Annotated in this window: 17 protein-coding genes; 4 read left to right on the top strand and 13 right to left on the bottom strand. The window is 65.6% G+C overall.

Features of this window, described 5'->3' with window-relative positions:
* Positions 1–113 precede the first annotated feature (113 nt).
* Positions 114–2,375, top strand: coding sequence for an NADP-dependent malic enzyme (locus ACXYN8_RS00390; RefSeq protein ID WP_458887285.1), 2,262 nt, complete (start codon positions 114–116; stop codon positions 2,373–2,375).
* A 4-nt stretch (positions 2,376–2,379) separates the two neighbouring features.
* Here the strand turns inward: ACXYN8_RS00390 and ACXYN8_RS00395 are convergent, their stop codons facing one another.
* The 8 genes from ACXYN8_RS00395 to lptB all read right to left on the bottom strand — a co-directional run bounded on the left by ACXYN8_RS00395 (position 2,380) and on the right by lptB (position 11,097).
* Positions 2,380–3,048 carry an SDR family NAD(P)-dependent oxidoreductase gene (locus ACXYN8_RS00395; RefSeq protein ID WP_458887286.1) on the bottom strand — a complete coding sequence of 223 codons (669 nt, stop codon included), beginning with the start codon at positions 3,046–3,048 and terminating at the stop codon, positions 2,380–2,382.
* A 67-nt stretch (positions 3,049–3,115) separates the two neighbouring features.
* Complete coding sequence (locus ACXYN8_RS00400; RefSeq protein WP_458887287.1) at positions 3,116–4,915, bottom strand: SLC13 family permease; 1,800 nt, start codon at positions 4,913–4,915, stop codon at positions 3,116–3,118.
* A gap of 116 nt (positions 4,916–5,031) precedes the next feature.
* Complete coding sequence (gene trmB, locus ACXYN8_RS00405; RefSeq protein WP_458887288.1) at positions 5,032–5,745, bottom strand: tRNA (guanine(46)-N(7))-methyltransferase TrmB; 714 nt, start codon at positions 5,743–5,745, stop codon at positions 5,032–5,034.
* A 48-nt stretch (positions 5,746–5,793) separates the two neighbouring features.
* On the bottom strand, positions 5,794–6,372 hold the full coding sequence (locus ACXYN8_RS00410; protein WP_458887289.1) for a hypothetical protein: 579 nt from the start codon (positions 6,370–6,372) through the stop codon (positions 5,794–5,796).
* Positions 6,369–7,721 carry a LysM peptidoglycan-binding domain-containing protein gene (locus ACXYN8_RS00415; RefSeq protein ID WP_458887290.1) on the bottom strand — a complete coding sequence of 451 codons (1,353 nt, stop codon included), beginning with the start codon at positions 7,719–7,721 and terminating at the stop codon, positions 6,369–6,371. Before ACXYN8_RS00415 ends, ACXYN8_RS00410 begins: the two co-directional genes overlap by 4 nt.
* Before the next feature lie 210 nt (positions 7,722–7,931).
* Positions 7,932–8,627 (bottom strand): response regulator transcription factor CtrA, encoded by a 696-nt coding sequence (gene ctrA / locus ACXYN8_RS00420; RefSeq protein WP_458887291.1) that lies wholly within the window; start codon positions 8,625–8,627, stop codon positions 7,932–7,934.
* Between the two features lie 165 nt (positions 8,628–8,792).
* Positions 8,793–10,241 carry an RNA polymerase factor sigma-54 gene (gene rpoN, locus ACXYN8_RS00425; protein ID WP_458887292.1) on the bottom strand — a complete coding sequence of 483 codons (1,449 nt, stop codon included), beginning with the start codon at positions 10,239–10,241 and terminating at the stop codon, positions 8,793–8,795.
* A gap of 19 nt (positions 10,242–10,260) precedes the next feature.
* Complete coding sequence (lptB, locus tag ACXYN8_RS00430) at positions 10,261–11,097, bottom strand: LPS export ABC transporter ATP-binding protein (RefSeq protein WP_458887293.1); 837 nt, start codon at positions 11,095–11,097, stop codon at positions 10,261–10,263.
* Positions 11,098–11,268: 171 nt separating this feature from the next.
* On the opposite strand from lptB, the gene ACXYN8_RS00435 reads away from it, so the two are divergent.
* From ACXYN8_RS00435 to ACXYN8_RS00445, 3 genes are read left to right on the top strand one after another with little or no spacing between them, the layout of a single operon-like run.
* Positions 11,269–11,655 (top strand): hypothetical protein, encoded by a 387-nt coding sequence (locus ACXYN8_RS00435; protein ID WP_458887294.1) that lies wholly within the window; start codon positions 11,269–11,271, stop codon positions 11,653–11,655.
* Positions 11,656–11,709: 54 nt separating this feature from the next.
* Complete coding sequence (locus ACXYN8_RS00440) at positions 11,710–13,071, top strand: TldD/PmbA family protein (RefSeq protein WP_458887295.1); 1,362 nt, start codon at positions 11,710–11,712, stop codon at positions 13,069–13,071.
* Positions 13,068–14,465 (top strand): mechanosensitive ion channel domain-containing protein, encoded by a 1,398-nt coding sequence (locus ACXYN8_RS00445; protein WP_458887296.1) that lies wholly within the window; start codon positions 13,068–13,070, stop codon positions 14,463–14,465. Before ACXYN8_RS00440 ends, ACXYN8_RS00445 begins: the two co-directional genes overlap by 4 nt.
* 16 nt (positions 14,466–14,481) lie before the next feature.
* Here ACXYN8_RS00445 and ACXYN8_RS00450 read toward each other — a convergent pair whose 3' ends face one another.
* The 5 genes from ACXYN8_RS00450 to ACXYN8_RS00470 form a co-directional block, all read right to left on the bottom strand.
* Positions 14,482–16,626: an HlyD family efflux transporter periplasmic adaptor subunit gene (locus ACXYN8_RS00450; protein WP_458887297.1), complete on the bottom strand. Its 2,145-nt coding sequence runs from the start codon at positions 16,624–16,626 to the stop codon at positions 14,482–14,484.
* Between the two features lie 4 nt (positions 16,627–16,630).
* Positions 16,631–18,031 carry an efflux RND transporter periplasmic adaptor subunit gene (locus tag ACXYN8_RS00455; protein ID WP_458887298.1) on the bottom strand — a complete coding sequence of 467 codons (1,401 nt, stop codon included), beginning with the start codon at positions 18,029–18,031 and terminating at the stop codon, positions 16,631–16,633.
* Positions 18,024–18,962, bottom strand: coding sequence for an efflux RND transporter periplasmic adaptor subunit (locus ACXYN8_RS00460; protein ID WP_458887299.1), 939 nt, complete (start codon positions 18,960–18,962; stop codon positions 18,024–18,026). Before ACXYN8_RS00460 ends, ACXYN8_RS00455 begins: the two co-directional genes overlap by 8 nt.
* A 15-nt stretch (positions 18,963–18,977) precedes the next feature.
* The gene (locus ACXYN8_RS00465; protein WP_458887300.1) at positions 18,978–20,471 is read right to left on the bottom strand and encodes a TolC family protein; all 1,494 of its coding nucleotides are present in this window, start codon (positions 20,469–20,471) and stop codon (positions 18,978–18,980) included.
* A 13-nt stretch (positions 20,472–20,484) separates the two neighbouring features.
* On the bottom strand, positions 20,485–21,694 hold a 1,210-nt coding region (locus ACXYN8_RS00470; RefSeq protein WP_458887301.1), incomplete at its 5' end, for a cadherin-like domain-containing protein.

The following is a 21,694-nucleotide window of genomic DNA, read 5'->3' on the forward strand; positions in this document are numbered from 1 at the left end:
GTCAGCGGGCGTAGCGCCGCGGCATCGATTCGCGCAAAGGGCGCAGGCGAAGGTTTCCCCTACCGTTTGCGCGGTTGCTGGGTTAGGGGCGGCACCGGATACAGGAGCATCGCTTGGACGAGAACGAAACTACCCGCTTCACCACACGCGAAGCTTTGTTTTATCACGAGACGATTAGGCCCGGTAAGATCGAGATCGTGCCGAGCAAGCCCGTGGTCACGCAGCGCGACCTCAGCCTGGCGTACTCGCCCGGCGTGGCGGCGCCCGTGCAGGCGATTGCCGACGATCCGGCCAATGCAGCGAAATACACCGCGCGCTCCAACCTGGTGGCCGTGATTTCCAACGGCACCGCGATCCTCGGCATGGGCAATCTCGGCGCGCTTGCGTCGAAGCCGGTGATGGAAGGCAAGGCGGTGCTGTTCAAGCGGTTCGCCGACGTCGATTCGATCGACATCGAACTCGACACCGAGGATCCGGACAAGTTCATCGAAGCGGTCGCCCTGATGGAGCCGACCTTTGGTGGCATCAACCTAGAAGACATTGCCGCGCCCGAATGTTTCGTGATCGAGCAGGCGCTGCGCGACCGGATGAACATCCCGGTCATGCACGACGACCAGCACGGCACCGCGATCATTTCCGCTGCTGGCCTGATCAATGCGTGCCACCTGACGGGCCGCGACCTCGACACCGTCAAGATGGTGGTGAACGGCGCGGGCGCCTCGGCGCTCGCCTGTACCGCGCTGATAAAGGCGATGGGCGTTCGGCACGAGAACGTGATCGTGTGCGATCGGTCCGGCCCGATCTATCCCGGTCGCGACAATGTCGACCAGTGGAAGAGCGCGCACGCGGTGGAAACCGAGGCACGCAGCCTGGAAGAAGCGCTGAAGGGCGCCGACGTCTTCCTCGGCCTGTCGGCCGCCGGTGCGCTCAAGCCCGAGTGGGTCGAGCACATGGCCGAGCGCCCGATCATCTTCGCCATGGCCAACCCCGATCCGGAAATCCGGCCTGAGGATGCCAAGGCCGTACGCCCCGACGCGATCATCGCGACCGGGCGCAGCGACTATCCGAACCAGGTCAACAACGTGCTTGGCTTCCCCTTCATCTTCCGCGGCGCGCTCGACGTGCGGGCGACCGCCATCAACGAAGAAATGAAGATCGCCGCCGCTCAGGCCATCGCCGCCCTCGCGCGCGAACGCGTGCCGGAAGAAGTCGCCGCAGCTTACGGCGTCAATCACAAGTTCGGTACCGACTACATCATCCCCGCGCCGTTCGACCCGCGCCTGATGGAAGTCGTGTCTTCCGCCGTTGCGAAGGCAGCGATGGATTCGGGCGTGGCGCAGGATCCGATCGCGGATTTCGACGCCTATCGCGTGTCGCTGAAAGCGCGGCTCAACCCGACGACCTCGGTGCTCACCCGCGTTTACGAGGATGCCAAGGCCAATCCCAAGCGTGTCGTCTTCGCCGAAGCGGAAGAGGACGTTGTGCTGCGCGCGGCGATCCAGTTCCGCGACTTCGGTTACGGCACACCGATCCTGGTTGGCCGGACCAAGGCCGTGGTCGACAAGCTGCACATGCTCGGCGTGTCCGATCCCGGCAGTTTCGAGATCGAGAACTCCGCGATCAGCGAAAAGGTGCCGGCGATGGTCGACTACCTTTACGAACGCCTCAAGCGGCGCGGCTACACGGAACGTGACGTGCGCCGCATGGTCAATCAGGAACGCAACATCTACGCCGCGTTGCTGGTCGCCATGGGCCATGGCGACGCGATGATTTCGGGGCTTACGCGCCCCTTCGCGCAGACGGCGCGCGAGGTGAACCTCGTGCTCGATCCCAAGCCCGGTGCGGTGCCCTTCGGCATCCACCTGATGATCGGGCAGAACTACACCGTCTTCCTTGCCGATACGACGATCAACGAACGGCCGAGTTCGGCAGAGCTGGCGCATATCGCCAAGGAAACCGCGGCAGTCGCGCGGCGGCTGGGCCACGATCCGCGCGTTGCCTTCCTGTCCTATTCGACGTTCGGCAATCCCAGCGGCAAATGGCTGGAGAACATCCGCGAAGCCGTCGCCATTCTCGATGCAGAGGACGTGGGCTTCGAATACGAAGGCGAAATGGCACCTGACGCCGCGCTCAATCCGAAGGTCATGGCGCTCTACCCGTTCAGCCGCCTCTCGGCGCCTGCCAACGTGTTGATCATGCCGGGCCTGCAATCGGCGAACCTGTCGGCCAAGCTGCTGCGCGAACTGGCGGGTGCTTCCACCATCGGACCGATGATGGTGGGCATGGAGAAGCCGGTGCAGATCGCCCCGATGACCGCCATCGCGCCCGACGTGCTGACGCTTGCCGTGCTGGCGAGCGCCGGGGTCGTGGGCTGATCGCCTAGAACGGAAGTTCCTTGCCGCTGTAATCGACGTAGCGGAAGCCGCCGCCACCGGACGCTTCCATTACGTCGGCCAGGCCGGTGACGCTCTGTTCTATGGTCAGCGTTGCGTTCGGACCGCCCATGTCGGTCTGCACCCAGCCGGGATGCAGGGCGAGCACTTCGATGTCGCGGCCCTTCGCATCCTGCTCCGCCACGCCCTTGGCGAGCATGTTGAGCGCGGCCTTGCTGGCGCGGTAGAGTTCGTAGCCGCCGGAGCTGTCGGTGATGGACCCCATCAGCGACGACATGAAGGCGACTGTCCCACCGTCGCGCACCGCACCCAGCAGCGTCCTGGCCGCTCGCGTCGGGCCGTAGGCATTGGTCATCATCACGTGCGCGACCTCGTCCGCCGTGGCTTGCGAGGCCGACTGGTGCTTCGCGCCCGAAATGCCGGCATTGACCAGCAACACGTCAACCGAGCCGTCTTCCAGCCCGAGATCGGCGTAGCTTTCCGGCTCGGTCACGTCGCAGGTCACGATGCGCAAGCTGTCGTCGTCCAGCGCATGGAGCTCGTCGCTGCGCGAACGCTCGCTCGCCACCACGTTCCAGCCCCGTTCGAGAAAGGTCTTCGCAAGGCCGAGGCCGATGCCGCGCGATGCGCCCAGGATGACGATGGTCTTGCTCATGTGAAATGCCTTTCGCGGTCGTGGTTCATGGCAACAGCGCGCCGCCACGCAAGGCGTTCCGAAACCGTTACAGCATCGTCGAAAGCACCGCACAGACAGCCGCACCGACGCCCAGGTTCATCGGCACGCCGATCTTGAGGAAGTCGGTGAAGCGGTAGTTCGCTGCGCCGTAGACCAGCGTGTTGGTCTGGTAGCCGATGGGCGTCGCGAAGCTGGCGCTCGCTCCGAACATCACCGCGATCACCAGCGGTCGGGGGTCGATGCCGGCGGCCTGAGCCAGCGCGATCGCGATGGGCGTCATGATGACGGCCACGGCATTGTTGGTGACGATTTCGGTCAGCAGGCTAGTGACGGCGTAGATGACGATCAGCGTCAGGATCGGCGAACCCTTGCCCATCAGAGGTTGCAGCCAGTCGACGATCAGTTCGATGGTACCGGCATTGTCGAGTCCCTTGCCGAAGGCGAGCATCCCGAAGATCAGCACCAGCGTATTGCCATCGAGGCTGGACCAAGCCTCGTCCGGTTCGAGGCAGCGCGTCAGCAGCACCAGCGCGACGCCCATGATCGCCATCGCTTCTATCGGCAGGCCGAACGCCGCCGCGCCGATCACCACAGCCGCCAGCGTCGCTATGGCGAGCGGTGCCTTGCTCCGGCGGAAGGACCGGATGGTGCTTTGCGCGACGTCGGTCAGCTGGACATTCGCCTGGATCGCCTGCGCGGCATCGGGCGTCGCGGCGATCAGCAGCCGGTCGCCTGCGCGAACCCGTACGTCGGCCAGGGTGGGGCCAGCGAGGTGCCGGGGTCGCGACAGGCCGAGCACGCGCACCTTCAGGCGCGACAGCATCGGTATCTCCGCCAGCCTCCGCCCGATGACGGGGTGCGAGGCGGAGACGACCGCTTCCACGATCACGAGGTCTTCGGGCCGGCCGTCGGTGCGGGTGGTGATGCCTCCGCCGATACCGACAAGCCCAGTGCGGAAATCCGCTGCTTCTGCCAGGGATGCGAGTTCCTCCGGCGTGGCGGACACGACGTAGCTATGGCCCGCCTCAAGCACCTCGTCGCCCACGCCGTTGCGTTCCAGCCCGCGACCGTTCAGGCGGGCGAGGAAGCCGAGGCCGGGCCGGCGGAACACCGGCGTGTTCGACAGCCGCCGCCCGATCAACTTGCTGTCCTCGGTCAGGGTCAGCTGCGAGAGATACACGTCACTCTCTCGCTCTTCGTCCATGTTGCGCGGGCCGCGGCTGGGCAGCAGCAGGGGGCCGAGCACCGCGATCACCAGCAGCCCTGCGACCGCGCTTGCGATGCCGACACCGGTGATCTCGAATATGCCGAACGGCTCCAGCCCCGCTTCCTGCGCGACGCCGTTGACCAGCAGATTGGTCGAGGTGCCGATCAGGGTCAGCGTGCCGCCGAGGATGGTGAGGTAGCTGACCGGGATGAGCAGGCGGGTGGCCGGGATCTTGAGTACCCGCCCCAGCCGCCGGACGATCGGGATCATCACGATCACCACCGGCGTGTTGTTCATGAAGGCAGAAGCGAACAACGTGCCGCCGACGATTTCGCCCAGCGCGCGCCGTGGCTTTCGCAAGGTGCGCCGGATGACCCAGCCGGAAACGCCCTCCAGCGCGCCCGTCCGCAGCAGCGCGCCCGAGAGGATGAACATGGCGGCAATCGTGATCGGCGCGGAGTTTCCGAACACCCCCAGCATCTCATCAGGGGACAGGAATTGCAGGACCATCAGCAGCGCTGCGCCGAACACGGCGACGACGACCGGCGGGCGCCGTTCGAGCGCGAATGCGATGAACAGGCCAAGCAGCACGACCAGCCCGATCACGGCGGAATTTTCCGCCACGAAGGCAGCGATCATATCGGCAGAAATCCGCAGCGCATCGGCAGCACCTCGAAAGCGCGGCTCGCAAGATGGCGGAGTCGCGTCAGGCCCGCTTGTGAGATTCCAAGCGCCTGTTGTCTATTGTGAAAAGGCTATCGCCTGCGAAAGCGGAAATACCAGACTTCGTGCCCGAAAACCGTGCGGGCCTTGTGCTCGTAACGCGTCTCGCACCATCCGCTGGGGCGATTATGCCAGCTGTCCCGGTTTTCGACGAGCCATTCGAACGGTCCCTCGGCAGCCGTGGTGAAGCGCCGCATCACCATCAGCGCATGGCGCAGGTAGACCGCGTGATCGGTGCCGAAGCGAAACTCCCCGCCGGGCTTGAGCTTGCGCGCGATCAGATCGACCGGCCCATCGTTCATCATGCGCCGCTTTGCATGGCGGGCCTTGGGCCAAGGGTCGGGGTGGAGCAGGTAGACGAAACTCAGCGACCCGTCGGGAATGCGCTGCAACACGTCCAGCGCGTCGCCATGCTGCAACCTGATGTTGGCAAGCCCGCCATCGCGGATATGGCCGAGCGCGCCGGCGACCCCGTTGAGGAAGGGTTCCGCCCCGATGAAGCCGTGGTCGGGCAGCATGTCCGCGCGATAGGCGAGGTGTTCGCCTGCCCCGAAGCCGATTTCGAAGTGCAGCGGGCAGTCGTGGCCGAACAGCCGGTCAGCCGTGACGGGACCGTCGGCGGGAACGGCGATCTGCGGCAGCAACCGTTCGACCAGTTCCTGCTGCCCGGCGCGCAGGGGCTTGCCCTGGCTCCGGCCGTAGAGTCGGTTGAGCGTGGTCGGATCGCCGGGTTTGTGCGCGGTCATGCGGCGGGCGGTTAGAAAACTTCGCCGCCCGCGTCCAGCGCGCGAAGCTCAGTCGGCGACGGCAATCTCGAATGGCAGTTGGTTGTAGTCCATCGGGAAAACCGAGGCAGAGAAGCTTCCGCCGACATAGAGTACATCGCCGCCCGTGCGCTCCGCGATGGCCTTGCGGCCGTATTCGTCGATCCGCTCCCACCGATTGAACTCCTCGAGCTGCGGCTGGCGCATGATGCGCGCGTCGACTGCTTTGCAGGGTTCTTCCCAGATCACGATCTGCGGCGGGTAGTCGGGATAGGTGAAGGTGATTTCGCAGGCCGCGCCGCCGACCATCTGGCGATCGCGCTTGCCGAGCACACGGGAATTCGCGGCGAACAGACCCTCGCTCGTCGGCTGCGTTGGCGTGCCGGTATGACCGAGCGGGCTGTCGCCTTGCGCGCTTTCCAACCCGCCCGCCGTTCCGGCGACAGTCCCGCTACTCGTGCCGGGCGCGGCCAGCGATGTTCCGGCATTCGCGACCTGGCCCTGTTCGTCATCCGCCGCCACAGCCGCGTCGGGCGCATCGCAAGCTGCGATGGTCAGGCAGGCAAGTGTCCCGGCGAGCAACAGGCGACAGGGGTGCGGCGTGGTCAATTCGGGTCGAACTCCACATGGAGATGGTTGTTGTTGCTGTCCGGAAACGTCTCGAACAGGACGTCGTATTCGGGCCCCAGTGCCCGCTGTACCGCTTCGCGCAGCGCATTGCCTTGCGCAATCGAAATGTTCCGCCCGCGGAAATCGAGTGCGGCGTTGCTGTAGTGCAGCGAGCCGCTCGAATGTCTGCTGTCATTGCCCGATGTGATGACAGGCGTTGGAAGGCCGAGCTGGCGGGCTGCATCGGCGACTGCTGTGATGACGGGCGCCATTTCGGGCTGGAGCCGGGAGATGTTCACGGATGCTCCCTTGATTTCCACGCCGTTGGCCGCGGCTACGGCGCGCCCGTCGAAAGGACGGTTCGGAAGCGCCGGCCCCGCTGCGGGCGGGGCGGTCGCGGCAGTACCCGGCAGAGCGAGGGCAAAGGCATCGGGGCGGTGGCGCTCCAGATCGGGCGTGGTACCGTGACGATGGATTGCGCGCCCGCTTCCGAGCACGGGACCGTCCAGCGCCATGATCCAGCCGAGATTGCGCGGACTCGAGTAGTGGGGGTTCGCGTAGTTGAGATGCGTGCCGATCGAGGAGGGCCGCCCGCCGGCGCGTTCTGCCAGATAGGCGTCGACCAGGCGATCGACCCGCCCGCTCACCCTCGACATCGGGATCTGCTCGACCGAGGTCCGGTTGTTGCCCCACGATACGGGTCCGTTGATATCCGAGAATTGATACCGCGCATTGACGACGTCGGAAACGCTGTCCCCCCAGCGGCCGGATGCCGTGCGATTGAGGATGGTGTCGATGATGCCGTGCGCCTGCGCGTCGCCCGCAGTCTGGACCCATTCGGTCTGCAAGGTCTTCTTGATATTGACGATGTCGGTCTGAGTGAGGCGCAATGTTCCGCCGGAAAGCCGGGTTTCGCCGACGGGATCCACAGCGCGCGGCGCAGAAGGCTCGCGCGGCGATGTCGCGGGCGCGGTCGTCGTGCCGGCCGGGATCGCGACGCGGTCTCCGGGAAAGATGAGGTTGGCGTTCCTGATCTGCGGATTGGCGGCGACGATCTGCGCCACGGAGACGCCGCTCTGCGCAGCGATTCCGGCGAGCGTATCACCGCGCGCGACGATGGCAAATTGCATCCCGGCAGAAGGAATGGTCAGCCGCTGCCCCGGATAAATTAGATTGGCGTTGCGGATTCCGTTGCGCGCGACCAGGGCCGACACATCTGTGCCGAAGCGCTGCGCGATCGCGCCCAGCGTATCGCCGCGCCGGACGGTGTATTGGACATCGCTGGCATTGGCGTTGTCGCGTTGAACGGGCCTGCTTGCGGAAGCGCTGGTGCTTGCGGAAACTTGCATGGGACCGATTCTCCGTAGGCGTCGGAATTGTCGGTACAAACTGCCCGCCTTAGCGCGACTTGTATCTATACGTTTCGTACAGTCCCGGTCCATTCGGGAGAGACGGACGCTGAACGCCCCGCAGAACTCCATCAAAAAACCCCCCGTGGCCGAGGCCGCGGGGGGGAATTTTGGGGTCTGAAAATTGAAACCTTCGACCGGTAAGCCCGATCAGGCGGCTTCAGCCTTTTCCTCTGAATCCCTCAGAACATAACCGCGACCCCAGACGGTTTCAATATAGTTTTCTCCGCCCGAAGCATTCGACAGCTTCTTGCGGAGTTTGCAGATGAAAACGTCGATGATCTTGAGTTCGGGTTCGTCCATCCCGCCATACAGGTGGTTGAGGAACATTTCCTTGGTCAGCGTGGTGCCCTTGCGGAGCGAAAGCAGCTCCAGCATGGCGTACTCCTTGCCCGTCAGGTGAACGCGTGCGCCGTCGACTTCGACGGTCTTGGCATCGAGGTTCACCGCCAGCTTGCCGGTGCGAATCACGCTCTGGCTGTGGCCCTTGGACCGGCGCACCACGGCGTGGATGCGCGCGACCAGCTCGTCGCGGTGGAACGGCTTGGTCACGTAATCGTCCGCACCGAAGCCGAAGCTGCGGATCTTGGAATCCATTTCCGAAATGCCCGACAGGATCAGCACCGGCGTCTGCACCTTGGCGACGCGCAGCTTCTTTAAAACGTCGTAGCCGTGCATATCCGGCAGGTTCAGATCGAGCAGGATGATGTCGTAGTCATACAGCTTTCCAAGGTCCAAGCCTTCCTCGCCCAGGTCGGTCGAGTAGACGTTGAAGCCTTCGGTGGTAAGCATCAGCTCAATGGCGCGTGCCGTTGTCGGCTCGTCCTCGATCAGCAGTACCCGCATGGTAGTTCCCCCGTGTGCCCCTGTGGTAACCCCCTCTAAAGGGGTGTTGACAGTCATTAACCACACAAGGTCTGAAGGAAAAAGGTTAATAAGCCGTAAAGCCTTGGAATGGCGGAATGCTTGAGTCTTTTGAGCAACACTTATCCACAGGCTGCGGCGGCGTGGTTAAAGTGCGCCCGCCAGCTTCTTCTGGCGCCGCCGCTGGACCGATGAACCGATGCCCATCGCCTCGCGATACTTGGCGACCGTGCGCCGGGCGATGTCGAACCCTTCGGCCTTGAGCAGGTCCACCAAGCTGTCGTCGGACAGGATCTTGCGGGGGTCCTCCCCATCGCACAGCGCCTTGATGCGCGCCTTCACAGTTTCGGACGACGCACCTTCGCCGTCTGCGCTGCCCACGCCGGACGTAAAGAAGTACTTCAGTTCGAAGGTCCCGCGTTCGCAGTGCAGAAACTTGTTGGAGGTGACGCGGCTGACGGTGCTTTCGTGCATATCGATCGCTTCGGCCACGGTCTTCAACGTCAGTGGTCTCAGCCCCGATACGCCGGCGCGGAAGAAGGCCGCCTGCTGCGTCACGATCTCGCCCGCGACCTTGAGGATGGTTTTCTGCCGCTGGTCGAGCGCCTTGATAAGCCAGCTGGCGTCGGCCAGTTTTTCGCTCAGCCAGCCCTTCGATGCCTTGTCGGTACAGCCTTCGCGCAGTTCGAGGTAATAGCTGCGATTGACGACCAGCCGCGGCAAGGTCGCCTCGTTGATGCGAATGTCCCAGCCATCTCCCCGGGCTGCGCGGTCGAGCAGAATATCGGGCACCACCGCACTCGCCTCGCCCTGTCCGAAGGCAAGGCCCGGCTTGGGATCGTAACCGCGCAGTTCGACCAGCATTTCGGCGAAATCCTCGTCATCGACGTCGCACATCCGCTTGAGCCGGTTGAAATCGCCGCGCGCGACCAGGTCGAGATTGTCGATCAGCCGCGCCATGCAGGGATCGTAGCGGTCGGCTTCCTTCGCCTGCAGGGCGAGACATTCCGAAAGGCTGCGCGCGCCCACACCTGCCGGATCGAGGCTCTGGACCACGACCAGCGCGGCCTCGACGTCGTCGATGCCGGCCTGCAGATCCAGCGCCACGCCGCGCAACGGCGTCGCGAGGTAGCCTGCCTCGTCGAGCAGGCCGATCAGATAGTGGGCGATGAACTCGCAGCGCGGGTCCGGCGCGACGGCCCCCAGCTGGGCGTAGAGATGTTCGGCCAGCGTCTCCGAGCGTTCGGCGCGGTCCTCGATGGACGGCAGATCGTCGCTCATGCCGCCGGAACCGGACGCCGCCGACCAGTCGCCCGTATCCCGGTCCCGGTCCAGGGAATCGGGATCGATGTCGAGCGCGGCGTCGCCGTCTCCGGGTGTGGAATCGTGAATTTCGGCAGCATCGGCGGCGGGTTCGGGCGCATCCTCGACCCGCTGTTCGCCTGCTTCGAGCAGCGGATTGCTTTCCAGCGCTTCGCCGATGAACGTCTCGATTTCCAGATTGGACAGCGCCAGCAGCTTGATCGCCTGCTGCAGCTGGGGCGTCATCACCAGCGATTGCGATTGCCGCAGGTCGAGCCTGGGACCGAGCGCCATCGTTATCCTCCGCCGTGCCTCACAGCGTGAAGCCTTCACCCAGGTACAGGCGACGCACGTTCTCGTCAGCGACGAGTTCCTGCGGGCTTCCGGCAAACAGCACCTGTCCACCGTAGATGATGCAGGCGCGGTCCACGATGTCGAGCGTCTCGCGCACGTTGTGATCGGTGATCAGCACACCGATGCCACGCTGCTTCAGGTCCTTCACCAGATCGCGAATGTCGCCGATGGAGAGCGGGTCGATCCCGGCAAAGGGTTCGTCCAGAAGCATGATCGACGGCTTGGCCGCCAGCGCGCGGGCGATTTCGCAGCGGCGACGTTCCCCGCCCGACAGCGCCATCGCCGGACTTTCGCGCAGGCGGGTGAGGCCGAATTCTTCGAGCAGGCGTTCCAGCTCGCTGGCGCGGACCTGCTTGTCGGGTTCCACCATCTGCAGCACGCAGTCGATGTTCTGTTCCACCGTCATGCCGCGAAAGATGCTGGTCTCCTGCGGCAGGTATCCGAGACCCAGGATCGCGCGGCGATACATCGGCAGGCGGGTCACGTCCTCGCCGTCCATCAGGATGCGGCCCGAATCGGGCTTTACGAGGCCCATGATCGAATAGAAGCAGGTCGTCTTGCCCGCGCCGTTGGGGCCGAGCAGACCGAGCACCTCGCCCTTGCCGACGGTCAGCGAGATATCGGTCAGCACGCTGCGCTTGTCGTAGCTCTTGGCGATGGAGACGACTTCCAGCCCGCCCTGCGGGATCGGCGGCGCGGCATTTGCGGGCAGGTCCTCGGATACCTGCGCCAGCTGGTCCAGCGTACCGGTGCCGGTTTGCGGACCGGCCGGGGGAGGGTTGTCGAGCGCACTCATCCTGCGCCTCTTAGCAAATCGCAACTTAACGAGAACCCCCCGAAACCATCGACTGGCAGGATTCCTGCATGGCCATTCCGCGCATCACGGCGGGACGGACACCGGGCGGACTTGATTGCTGCGACAAGTGGTGAAATACTCGCGACAAATAGAGAGTGGGAGAGACTCGACATGGACAAGGTCGCCGCAAGCACCGCATTCGACACCCGGGCGCAGCAGCGCGAGGCGCGCAAGCATGACTACGCCCGCCGCATGAGCGACCATGTCGCCTACGCCCTGCTGGTCTATACCGGGCTCCACATCTTCGTGACCATGAGCGCGATCAAGGGGCTGGGCGGGTCGATCCTGCCGTTTCTCTCGCTGATCGTGCTGGTGGGCGGCATCATCCCCGCCTTGCGGACGTTCGAGAAGCGCTGGGCTGCAATCGGCACGGAGCAGGCGGACGATCCTCGGCTCGGCTCCCGCTTTCGCCGCGATCTCACCGGACTCTGGCTCATGGCGATCGGCCTGCCTTTCCTGCTCACCGCGATCTTCTCCGGCCTCGCCTCGTTCGGCTGACCTGACGGGCGAGATACCTTGCCACGCGCTGCAAGGCGCGCGATGGGCGGTGGCATGAACGAAACCACTGCCGTGACGACAACCACCGATCTCACCGATACCTGCGCCCGCCTTATCGACCTCGCCCGCAAGGCAGGGGCCGATGCGGCCGAAGCGGTTGCCCATTCCTCGCGCTCGCTGGGCGTCTCCGTGCGGTTGGGAGCGCTGGAGGACGTATCGCGCTCCGAAGAGGACGAACTGGGCCTGCGCGTCTTTGTCGGGACGCGCACGGCGTCGATCAATTTGAGCGGGCAGCAGGCGGACCTGGCCGAAGTGGTGGAGCGCGCCGTAGCCATGGCCAGGGCTGCGCCCGAAGACCCTTACGCCCGCCTCGCCCGCCCCGACGAACTGGCGCAGCCGCCCTTTGCCGATTGCGATGCTGCCGACCCGCGTGAACCATCGCCGGAGGAATTGCGTGCCGCCGCGGAAGAGGCCGAGGACGCGGGCCGCGCCGTCGAAGGCGTAACCAACAGCGACGGCGCGGGTTGCGAATATTCCAGCGCGCGGCTCGCCATCGCCACCAGCGAAGGCTTCGTCGGCGAACTGGCGGGAACTAGCCACGTCATCGGTTGCAGCCTCGTCGGCGGCAGCGGCAGCGACAAGCAGCGCGATTACGAACAGCGCGCGGCCCGCCACCGGGAGGATCTGCCTGCGCCCGCCGATATCGGGCGCGAGGCGGCGCGGCGCACGGTCGCGCGGCTCGGTTCCGGGCGGCTCAAGAGCGGCTCCATGCCGGTCGTCTTCGACACGCGCATCGGGGCGAGCCTGATAGGCCATCTGATCGGCGCGATGAGCGGGGCGGCAGCAGCGCGGCGCAGCACCTTCCTGCTCGAACGCATGGGCGAAACCCTGTTCGACAGTGGCATCCACGTGGTCGAGGAACCCCATCGCAAGCGCGGGCTGCGTTCCCGCCCCTTCGACGGCGAAGGCTTGCCGACCGCGGACCGCGTGCTCGTCGATGCGGGCGCCCCCACGGGCTGGCTGACCAACCTCTCCGCCGCGGAGCAACTCGGCATCGCGCCCACCGGCCACGCCTCGCGCGGATCGGCAGGCGCGGCGGGCATCGGAGTCAGCAACGTGACGCTTCGACCCGGAACCGTCTCGCGGCAAGAGCTGATGGCCGATATCGAGGACGGCGTCTTCGTGACCGAACTTATCGGGCAGGGCGTCAATTCCGTGACCGGCGACTACAGCCGCGGTGCGGCGGGTTACCGCATCCGTGGCGGCGAGATCGCGGGGCCGGTGGCGGAGTTCACCATTGCCGGTAATCTTATCGATATGTTCGCGGCGCTCGTCCCGGCGGACGATCTCGAAACATGGAAAGCGCTCGCGGTACCGACCTTGCGGATCGACGGCATGAGGATTGCGGGCGAATGACAATGCGGTTGTGGAGCGCGCTGCTGCTGGCGCTGGCCATTCTCTCCGCCGGGCCGGCCCACGCGCTTCTGCCCTCCGCGCCCGATACGGAAGCGGAAGCGACGCCCGCGCCACCTTCCGCAACGATCGACGCCGAAGCGGACGCGGGCGCGGACGACCGCATAGCGGGTCGCCTGCGCGGCATCTTTGCCGAGATACCGGCGCTTGCCGACGTCACGCTGGAAGTCGATGCAGGCGTAGTGTCGTTGTCCGGCACCGTGCCGGAACGCGAAGACATCGCCCGCGCGGAAGAGATCGCCTCGCGCGTGTCCGGTGTGGTCACAGTGCAGAACGGCATCGAGCGCGACACTTCCGTCGACAGCGGCATTGGTGCGTTGAGCGGTTTCAAGGATCGCGTGTCCGGCTGGATCGACATGGCGCCGCTGGCGCTGGCCGCGCTGGTGGTGGCATTGGTCATCGCAGGGTTCGGTTACCTCATCGCCAGCTTCGCGGGGATCTGGCACCGGCTGGCGCCTAACAGCTTCCTCTCCGACCTCATTCGCAGCGCGATCCGCTTCGCCTTCGTCGTCGGCGGTCTGCTGGTCGGTCTCGACATGATCGGGGCGGGAACCCTGCTTGGCGCGGTGCTGGGCGGGGCGGGCGTCATAGGGCTCGCGCTGGGTTTCGCGATGCGCGACACGGTGGAGAATTACGTCGCCTCGCTGTTCCTGTCGCTGCGCCAGCCGTTCCGTGCCAACGACCATGTGCTGATCGACGACCGGGAAGGCAGGGTGATCCGCCTGACCAGCCGCGCGACAATCCTGATGACGCTGGATGGCAACCACCTGCGCATTCCGAACGCGCAGGTCTTCAAGGCGGTAATCCTCAATTACACCACCAACCCCAACCGCCGGTTCGATTTCGAACTGGGTATCGATGCAGATGACGATCCCGACGCCGCGCGGCGGCTGGGGCGCGAAACGATGGCCGCGCTGCCTTATCTGCTGAGCGATCCGGCCCCCGAAGCGCGCACGGTGCAAGTGGGCGATTCCAATATCGTGATCCAGTTCCTGGGCTGGGTCGATCAGCGCGATGCCGACTGGTACCGCGCGAAAAGCCGCACCATCGCGGACGTGAAGCGGGCGCTGGAGGATGGCGGTTTCGGCCTGCCGGAGCCGATCTATCGCCTGCGCTTCGACCCGCGCACCGGACCGTTGCCGTTCGAGAATATCGAGGCGTCGGGCAAGTCGGCGGGGCAGGCCTCACCCGCGCCCGCGCCCCGTTCCGCGGCACCATCCGACACGCAGGAGGATGTGGCCCCGCGCGACGAGATCGCCGACATGGTCGCCCGCGAACGCGCCGCGACGAGTGATGGCAGGCCCGACCTGCTCGATTCCAGCAAGCCGGTGGAATGACGACCGCTGCCGCCGGTCAGAGGACCGAGCGCAGCACCGAGGATACGTGATTGAAGAACCGCATCGCCGGGCTCGCGGCGCGGGCATCGATCTGGACCCGGCCCGTGGTCGTGTGTTCCACGCGGCGCTCCGTGCCGGTGGCGACCGGCGAGAGCCCCACCCGATAGACCGGTTCGCGCGGGCGAGCCTCTTCATCGCGCCCGCCATCCTCGACCGCGATCGGGCCGCCCTGCGTCGACGCAAGGATCGGCTGGTCAAGCCGCTCGCTCGCAATGCTGGCGACCTCGCTCACACGCAGACGCGTGGAGCGCGAAGCGGCATCGTCGGACACGAACATCGCGCCAGCGCCGGGCGCGATGCGCCAGATGTCCTCTTCGGCCACGAAGGCCTGCACATCGACGTCGCCCGGCGTGACGATGCGGCCCAGTTCGTGCTGGGCCGAGACCCATATGCCGGGACGAACCTCGCGCGGGATATCGGTGACGAGGCCGCTGACCGGCGCCCGCAGGACCAGCCCGTCCTGTTGCGAGTTCAGGCCCGCGATCTCCGCCTCCAGCGTGGCCCGTTCGCGACCGAGCACTTGCAAATTGGCGCGATCCTCCTGATCCGAGGTCGCGCGCCCTTCCTGCGTGCGAACCTGCGCGAGGCGCAACTGCGCGGCGGCGAGTTGCTGGTCGACGTTCGGCAGGCGCAGCCGCATCAGCGGGGCGCCAGCGGCCACGCGCTGGCCATTGTGGACGAGGACTTCCTCCACGATCGCGGGATCGCCTGCGACCAGTGGCTGATTGACCCGCGCATCGAGAACGGCCGGTGCCTCGACGTGGCGGTCGATCGGCAGCAAAACCAGAACTGCCAATGCCAGCAGCACGAATCCGAGCGTCCGCGCACGGGGCGAACGCGCGATGGTCCCGCGCCTTGCGTGCCATTCCTTCAGTTCGAGAAAGACCGGCCGCGCGATGAAGGCGCCGATCTCGACCACGAACAGCAGGATGCCCAGCGCCTTGAAGAACATATGATAGACCAGCAGCGCGATGCCGACGAACAGCACCAGGCGGTATATCCAGGTGAGGTAGGCATAGACGACCATCCACGCGACGGTGCGGCGCGGCAGGGCCTCCGGCGCAGGCTCGCCCAGCGCGAACAGCCATTCGCGCAGCTTCCAGCGCGCCAGAGCGAAGCCACGCGGCTGGAGGTTGGGCAGGTTGGTCGCGTCGGAAAGAACGTAATAGCCATCGAACCGCATGAAGGGATTGACGTTGACCAGCAGGCTCATCGCCCAACTCGTCGTCGCCAGCACGAACGCAACGCTGCGCAGCGTTCCTTCGGGCAGGAACACCCATGCGAGCGTGGCGATGGTGGCCACCATCATCTCGGTCATCATGCCCGCGCAATCGACCATCAACCGCTTGCGGCGCGAGCGGATGCGCCACGCGCCGGTGGTGTCGGTGTAGAGCACGGGCATCATCACCAGGAAGGCGACACCCATCGCCGGCACGCGGCAGCCGTATCGGGTCGCGGTGTAGGCGTGGCCCAGTTCGTGCAGCACCTTCACGCAGGCGATGCCCAGCACATAGGCGACAAAGCCCTGCGGATTGAAGAAGTAGAGGAAAGACGCGACGAAGGCGTCCCACTGCTTCGCCACCAGCAATAGGCCCGTGAAAGCGAGCAGCGCGAAAACGACCGCGCTCGCCGGCGTGTACAGGAAGTCCACCCGGTGCCGCGTCCGCGCGAGAAAGCCTGCGGGCTTCACCAGCGGGATGCGGACGAAGAGGTAATTTTCCACCAGCCAGCGCCACCAGGTCTTCTTCATCGCATTGCGTTGGGCGGTGAAGGCGCGGGCCGTGTCCTCGGCCGGGCGCAGCACGAGGTTGTGCTGCATGGCGAACTGGATGACCTCGTTGAAGGCGTCTTCCGCCTCTGTTGCGGACAATCCCTCGCTAGCTAAAGCGGGCTTGAGGTCTGCCAAGGTTTCGTCGGCCCAGTGCGACAGGATGAGGAATTCGACCTTGCCGAGCTGGTAGTACTTGTAGCCGACCGGATCGAACACGGTCCAGCTGGGCGCGCCGGTACGCTGGGGTTCGCCGCGGTCGATGCGCAGCTCCTGCCGCAGGCCGGGAAGGCCGGGACCGGGCGCTGCGGGAAGGGCGGGGATGCTTGCCACGGGCCTAGATGCCCAGTGTCTGCCGGAACGATGCGATCGGGCGCCGCAGCAGCGAATAGAACAGCGGTACCCAGCGGCCGCTGACCTTGGCGGTGCCGCGCGATCCGATCCGGGCCGAGCCGTCGGTCGCGCGCGCGGTCAGGGCGAAGGCCATCACCCCCTCTGGCGTCATGCGTGCCTGATAGCTGGCGGTTTCGAGCTTCGCGTTGATCGCCCACAGCGGCTGGGAATCGAGGAACACCTCGACAGGGCCGCCGGGCTTGAGGCTGAGCTGTTCCTTGGCGGGCAGGTCGATACGGAACACGACGTCGTCGGGATCGGCGATCTGCATGATCGGATCGCCAATCTGCACCGCGCGCCCTTCGAGATCGCGGCGATCGGAGAAGATCGCCATCCCATTGCGCGGTGCGGCAATGGCGCTGCGCTGGGCCATTTGCTGCGCGTAGGCGAGGTCCGCGCGGGCCAGTTCCAGTTCGCTGCGCGATACCGAGATTTCGCGGGCAAGCGACTGGTCGTCGAACGCTTCGCTGTTGGCGCGTTCGGCGCGCGCTTCGGCGACGGCGACACGTTCGCGCGCGATATCGACTTCGTTCGAAAGCTTCAGGTCGTCGAAGCGCACCAGCGGCTGTCCCTGCCGCACGGGCGCATTGGGCACCACTTCGACGCGCGAGATGACGCCGTTGATCGGTGCGGTCAGCGCGAAGGGACGTGCTGCGACCACCTCTACCGGGGCGATGGCGGTCAGGCGGACGGGAAACAGCAATGCGATGACGAGCGCGATCAGCAGCGCCTTCTTCTCGCGCGAGGTCGGCTTGCGGATCCGCTGCACGGGCTTGCCGCCCGTCAGCGCGCGCCATGCGTGGCTTGCTGTTTCACCGACGCGGGCGATTCGGCCTTCGTCATTGTCGGCAAAGTTCTTTTCGCGCGCGAACAGCATTCCGCCGAAGACCTGGCCGTCGGCATCGTGGAACGGTTGCCAGTACCAGTTGGGGAAGGGGTATTCCTGCAGCGCGAGATCGTTCTCGTCGCCACGGCAGCGCAAGCGGGCCGGAGCAGACGAGCCGTTCTTCGCCAGAAACTCGTCAAGCGTGCGCTCCACGCCCTGTATCAGCGGAGAGTTGCGATCGACGGTCGGCAGGCTGGACACCGCCGCGACTTCGAAGCCGGAGCCGATGCGCGCCTGGCGCATGATGAACAGCTGGTCGTAAGGCACCACCCGACGCGTGTCGTTGGCGAGCAGGAACAGCAGTTCCATCACCTCTTTCGGTCGGCGAATGTCGCCTTCGAACTGCAACAGCTGGACGAGCGATGTGCCGCCCGCCTGTCCGCTATCGGGCGCAGGGGCACCCGCGGCGGTCGCCGCCTGACCCGCGTCGATTGTCACCTTGGGCTGGCGACTAGCCATTGGCGGGCTTGTCCGCCTTTTCGGCGGCGGGCGTTTCCTTTGGTGCGGGCTTGGGCTTCTCGAAAGTGGCGGTGCCGCTCATGCCGGGCAGGACCAGTCCTTCGCCGGGGCTGACGTCGCCGGTGATACGGATCGTCTTGCTGACCGGATCGACGGATGCGCCCAGCCGCTTGACCGAGCCGACGACTTCCTCGCCGGTTTCGTCGATCACGAAGCGGTACTTGACGCCGGGAGTGAGCCAGGTGAGCCAGGAGCTCGGCACGATAAGCTCTGCTTCCAGTGAGCCGCCGCTCTGGATTTTCATCATCGGCTGGCCGCTGGCCGCGACTTCGCCCTGATGCGCGATTTCCTCGACCACGGTGCCGGAGAACGGCGCGCGGACGGAGCAGTCGTTCAGCGATGCGCGGATCGCCGACGCCTCTGCCTGCGCCTTGCCCAGATTGGCCTTGGAGACGGCGACTTCATTGGTGCCGATCGCCTCGTACTGGTCCAGCTCGACATTTGTTTCGTAGGTCTTCTGGTAAGCCGCGCTGGCCGCTTCGGCGGCGCGCAGCTGTGCGGTCGTCTGGCTGCAGTCGAACTGCGCCAGCACCGCCCCGCGCCCGAAGCGCGAGCCGACCTTGTAGGGCATGGACGTGATGCGCGCCGTGATGCGCGAGGCGATCGTCGCCTCGTTCGCCGATTGCAGCACGCCGCGCGCTTCGAGCTTCTGTTCCTCGACCGGCTTGGCGACCGGCGGGGGGACCGCTTCGGCTTCGGCAACGGTGTCGGCCTCGTCCGCCTGACCGCCCCAGCTTTCGCCGTCGGCACCGGCCGCGAACAGATACCCCGCCGTCACCAGCGCGATCAGCCCGAGCCCACCGGCAAGCCATTTCCAGTTGGCGGGCTTGTCGGTTGTCGCTTCGTTATCGTCGACGAAAGGCTCGTCCATCGAAGGTTGTTCCTATCACTCGACCGTCGGCGCGCTGGCCCTGCGATCCCACAGGCCACGCAGCGAGTTTGCCAGCGTGGCGACATCTTCCCTGCCAGTGACATCCGGGCCGAAAGAATCAAGCCCGATGGCTGCGTAGAGGTTCGCATAGGCGTTCTGCGCCTCGGCGTAAGCGATGTCGTACTTCACTTCGGAGACGAGCGTGTTCATCTCTTCGCGCAGCATGGTCTGCTTGCTCATGGAACCGGCGCGGTATCCGCCGTCGATCTGGCGCAGGATCTTGTTCTGCACGTCGTTCGACTGCTGCGCCGTCTCCAGTTCGAGCATCCGGTGGCCGAGCTGTGCGCGGGCAACGTGCACCTGCGTCATCACTGCCATCGCCAGCGCCAGCTCGCGCTGCCGCACGAGGTCGCCTTCTGCATTGATGGCACGCTTCTGGGCCGGAAGGCGGAACAGGTTGAGCACGTTCCAGCTCGCGCGGGCACCGTAGTTCAGCCAGTCGTTGTTATACAGGAAGTCGTTGGAATCGTAATTGAGCCCGATGAAACCGCGCAGGTTCGGCAGGACGGAAAGCGCGGCGGCATCCAGTTCCTTCGTGTTGATCCGCTGGAGGTAGGCGACCTCCCGCAATTCCGGGCGATTCCGCAGCGCCGAAAGCATCATGTCGTCAGCGCTGTAGCCAACCTGCGGCATGGCAACGCCGCGGTCGGGCATCACCAGTTCGAACTGGGTTCCGGGCTCGAGGTTCATCAGCGCCGCAAGCTGCGCCTTGGCGATGACAAGCTCGCGCTGGAGGCCACGGATGTTGCCCTGAATGTCGATGAGTTCGCGCTGGTAGGTCAGCGCGGTCAGCGGAGCCGAAACGCGGCGTTCCGCCAGCCGCTGGCTGTTGCTGAGCGTTTCGGAAACCGAACCTTCGAGCTGGCCGAGCTTGTCGAGCAGGCGCTGGGCGCTGACCGCGCGCCAGTAGGCGGTCCGGACTTCCTCGATCACGCGGCCGGCGACCTTGCGGCGGCGCTCTTCCGCGATCAGCGTCTGGTCGGCGGCCTGTTCGGCGCGAATTTTCGACAGGCCGAAATCGAGCACGTCCCAGCTGAGCGACAGGTCGGCCGCGAAGATGTCCTTTTCCGCCGAAGTCGACGGTTCGAGCGACTGGCGCCCGGAAATCAGCGAGAGCGAGCTTGCGCCGGAATAATTGGCGCGGCCGGCGTAACCTGCATTGGCGACCAGTTGCGGAAGCATGTCGTAGGTCTTGAGGTCGGCCTCACGCGCCTTGAGCGCCTCCTCCATCATCGCGACCTTGTAGTCGAGATTGTACTTCAGCGCGCGCGCCATCGCTTCGTAGAGGTCGATCGAACCGGCGACCGGTTCCTGATTCGCGGCGACTTCGCGCTGCAACCGTTCGGCAGTCGCCGACAGGTCGCTGGGAGTCAGCGGTTCGGGCGTGACGGCACAGGCCGACAGCAGCATGGCGACCGAGACGCCGCCCAGAAGTTTGATCGTATTCATCTTGCCCACTCCGTTATTCGCCGAATGCGGCCAGCAGCCGCTGCTGTTCGTTGGTGGCGCCATCGCGGGCATCCGCGGTGGCCTTGCCGAGAGTCTGTGCGTGCGAGAGCTTGTCGCCCTGAATGGCACCGTCGAGCTGGATTTCGCCGGTCTCGCCCTGGATCACCACGGGCACGCGCACCTGGGTGCCGTCCTCGCGATAGCCGATGATGACGAGGTGCAGTTCGTCGAGGCCGACGGGCCGTTCGATGATGGCCAGCCCGCGCTGGTCCACGCGGATCCAGTCGGGCAGCGCCGCGCCGTCCGCGCCGATCACTGCGAAGCGGGTGAAGCGCGGGTCGCTGTCCGCCCCGACGTCGCGCATCTCGACGTAGAGCACGTCGTCGCGCGAGACGCTTTCTATCATGAGGCCTGCTTCCTGCGCTTCGAGCGAGCGGACCGAGAAACCGGTCAGCGTCTCGATCACGAAGTCGCCCAGCTGCGGGTCGAACAGGCGGTCGATATCGGAGCGATAGTCGCGCAGGCTGTCGAGATATTCGACCACCTGCATCACCGGCATGTCCGCACCGGACAGGTCGCCGAGCCCGCTTAGCGAACGGATCCCGTTGACGCTGTCGAGCAGCGGCCGTTCGCCATAGAGCGGCGGCAGCGAGTTCAGCGAGCGGAACGAATTGACCGTATCGCTGATGATCAGCGGCACGCCTTCGAAACCGTATCCGCCATCCAGCGTATCGTCGTTCGCCGGGAGGCCGATGTACGGACCGAAGCCGTTCGAGAACGGATCGCCTTCGAGCAGCGCGTTGACGTCGGTGCCGATATAGGCGCCGACCTGGATGGTGACGGTCGAGGTGACGAACCCGCCATTGCCGTCGCTGATCACGTAGGTGACCGTCGCCGTGCCGGTGAAGCCCGGCGCCGGCGTGTAGGTGAGGGTGCCATCCGGGTTGATGGTGACGGTGCCGACATCGGCGCTCGCCTCGATCACGGTCAGCGGATCGCCATCCGGGTCGGACGCATTTGCCAGCACGTCGATGGTGACCGGCTGATCGGTGGTGATCGCCGTTTCATTGCCGTCGACCGGCGCGTCATTGACCGGCGCAACCCCGATCGTGACGGTCGCGGTCGAGGTGCCGCCGTTGCCGTCGCTGATCGTGTAGGTGACCGTCGTGGTGCCGTTGAAGTTGGCATTCGGCACGAAGGTGATGGTGCCGTCCGGATTGATC

It is taken from the genome of Altererythrobacter sp. CAU 1778 (assembly GCF_054482795.1).

Coding starts and splice junctions, on each gene's coding strand:
- ACXYN8_RS00395 (WP_458887286.1), bottom strand. CDS start 3,048: ATGAGCAAGACCATCGTCATCCTGGGCGCATCGCGCGGCATCGGCCTC.
- ACXYN8_RS00400 (WP_458887287.1), bottom strand. CDS start 4,915: ATGATCGCTGCCTTCGTGGCGGAAAATTCCGCCGTGATCGGGCTGGTC.
- trmB (WP_458887288.1), bottom strand. CDS start 5,745: ATGACCGCGCACAAACCCGGCGATCCGACCACGCTCAACCGACTCTAC.
- ACXYN8_RS00415 (WP_458887290.1), bottom strand. CDS start 7,721: ATGCAAGTTTCCGCAAGCACCAGCGCTTCCGCAAGCAGGCCCGTTCAA.
- ctrA (WP_458887291.1), bottom strand. CDS start 8,627: ATGCGGGTACTGCTGATCGAGGACGAGCCGACAACGGCACGCGCCATT.
- rpoN (WP_458887292.1), bottom strand. CDS start 10,241: ATGGCGCTCGGTCCCAGGCTCGACCTGCGGCAATCGCAATCGCTGGTG.
- lptB (WP_458887293.1), bottom strand. CDS start 11,097: ATGAGTGCGCTCGACAACCCTCCCCCGGCCGGTCCGCAAACCGGCACC.
- ACXYN8_RS00435 (WP_458887294.1), top strand. CDS start 11,269: ATGGACAAGGTCGCCGCAAGCACCGCATTCGACACCCGGGCGCAGCAG.
- ACXYN8_RS00440 (WP_458887295.1), top strand. CDS start 11,710: ATGAACGAAACCACTGCCGTGACGACAACCACCGATCTCACCGATACC.
- ACXYN8_RS00445 (WP_458887296.1), top strand. CDS start 13,068: ATGACAATGCGGTTGTGGAGCGCGCTGCTGCTGGCGCTGGCCATTCTC.
- ACXYN8_RS00455 (WP_458887298.1), bottom strand. CDS start 18,031: ATGGCTAGTCGCCAGCCCAAGGTGACAATCGACGCGGGTCAGGCGGCG.
- ACXYN8_RS00460 (WP_458887299.1), bottom strand. CDS start 18,962: ATGGACGAGCCTTTCGTCGACGATAACGAAGCGACAACCGACAAGCCC.
- ACXYN8_RS00465 (WP_458887300.1), bottom strand. CDS start 20,471: ATGAATACGATCAAACTTCTGGGCGGCGTCTCGGTCGCCATGCTGCTG.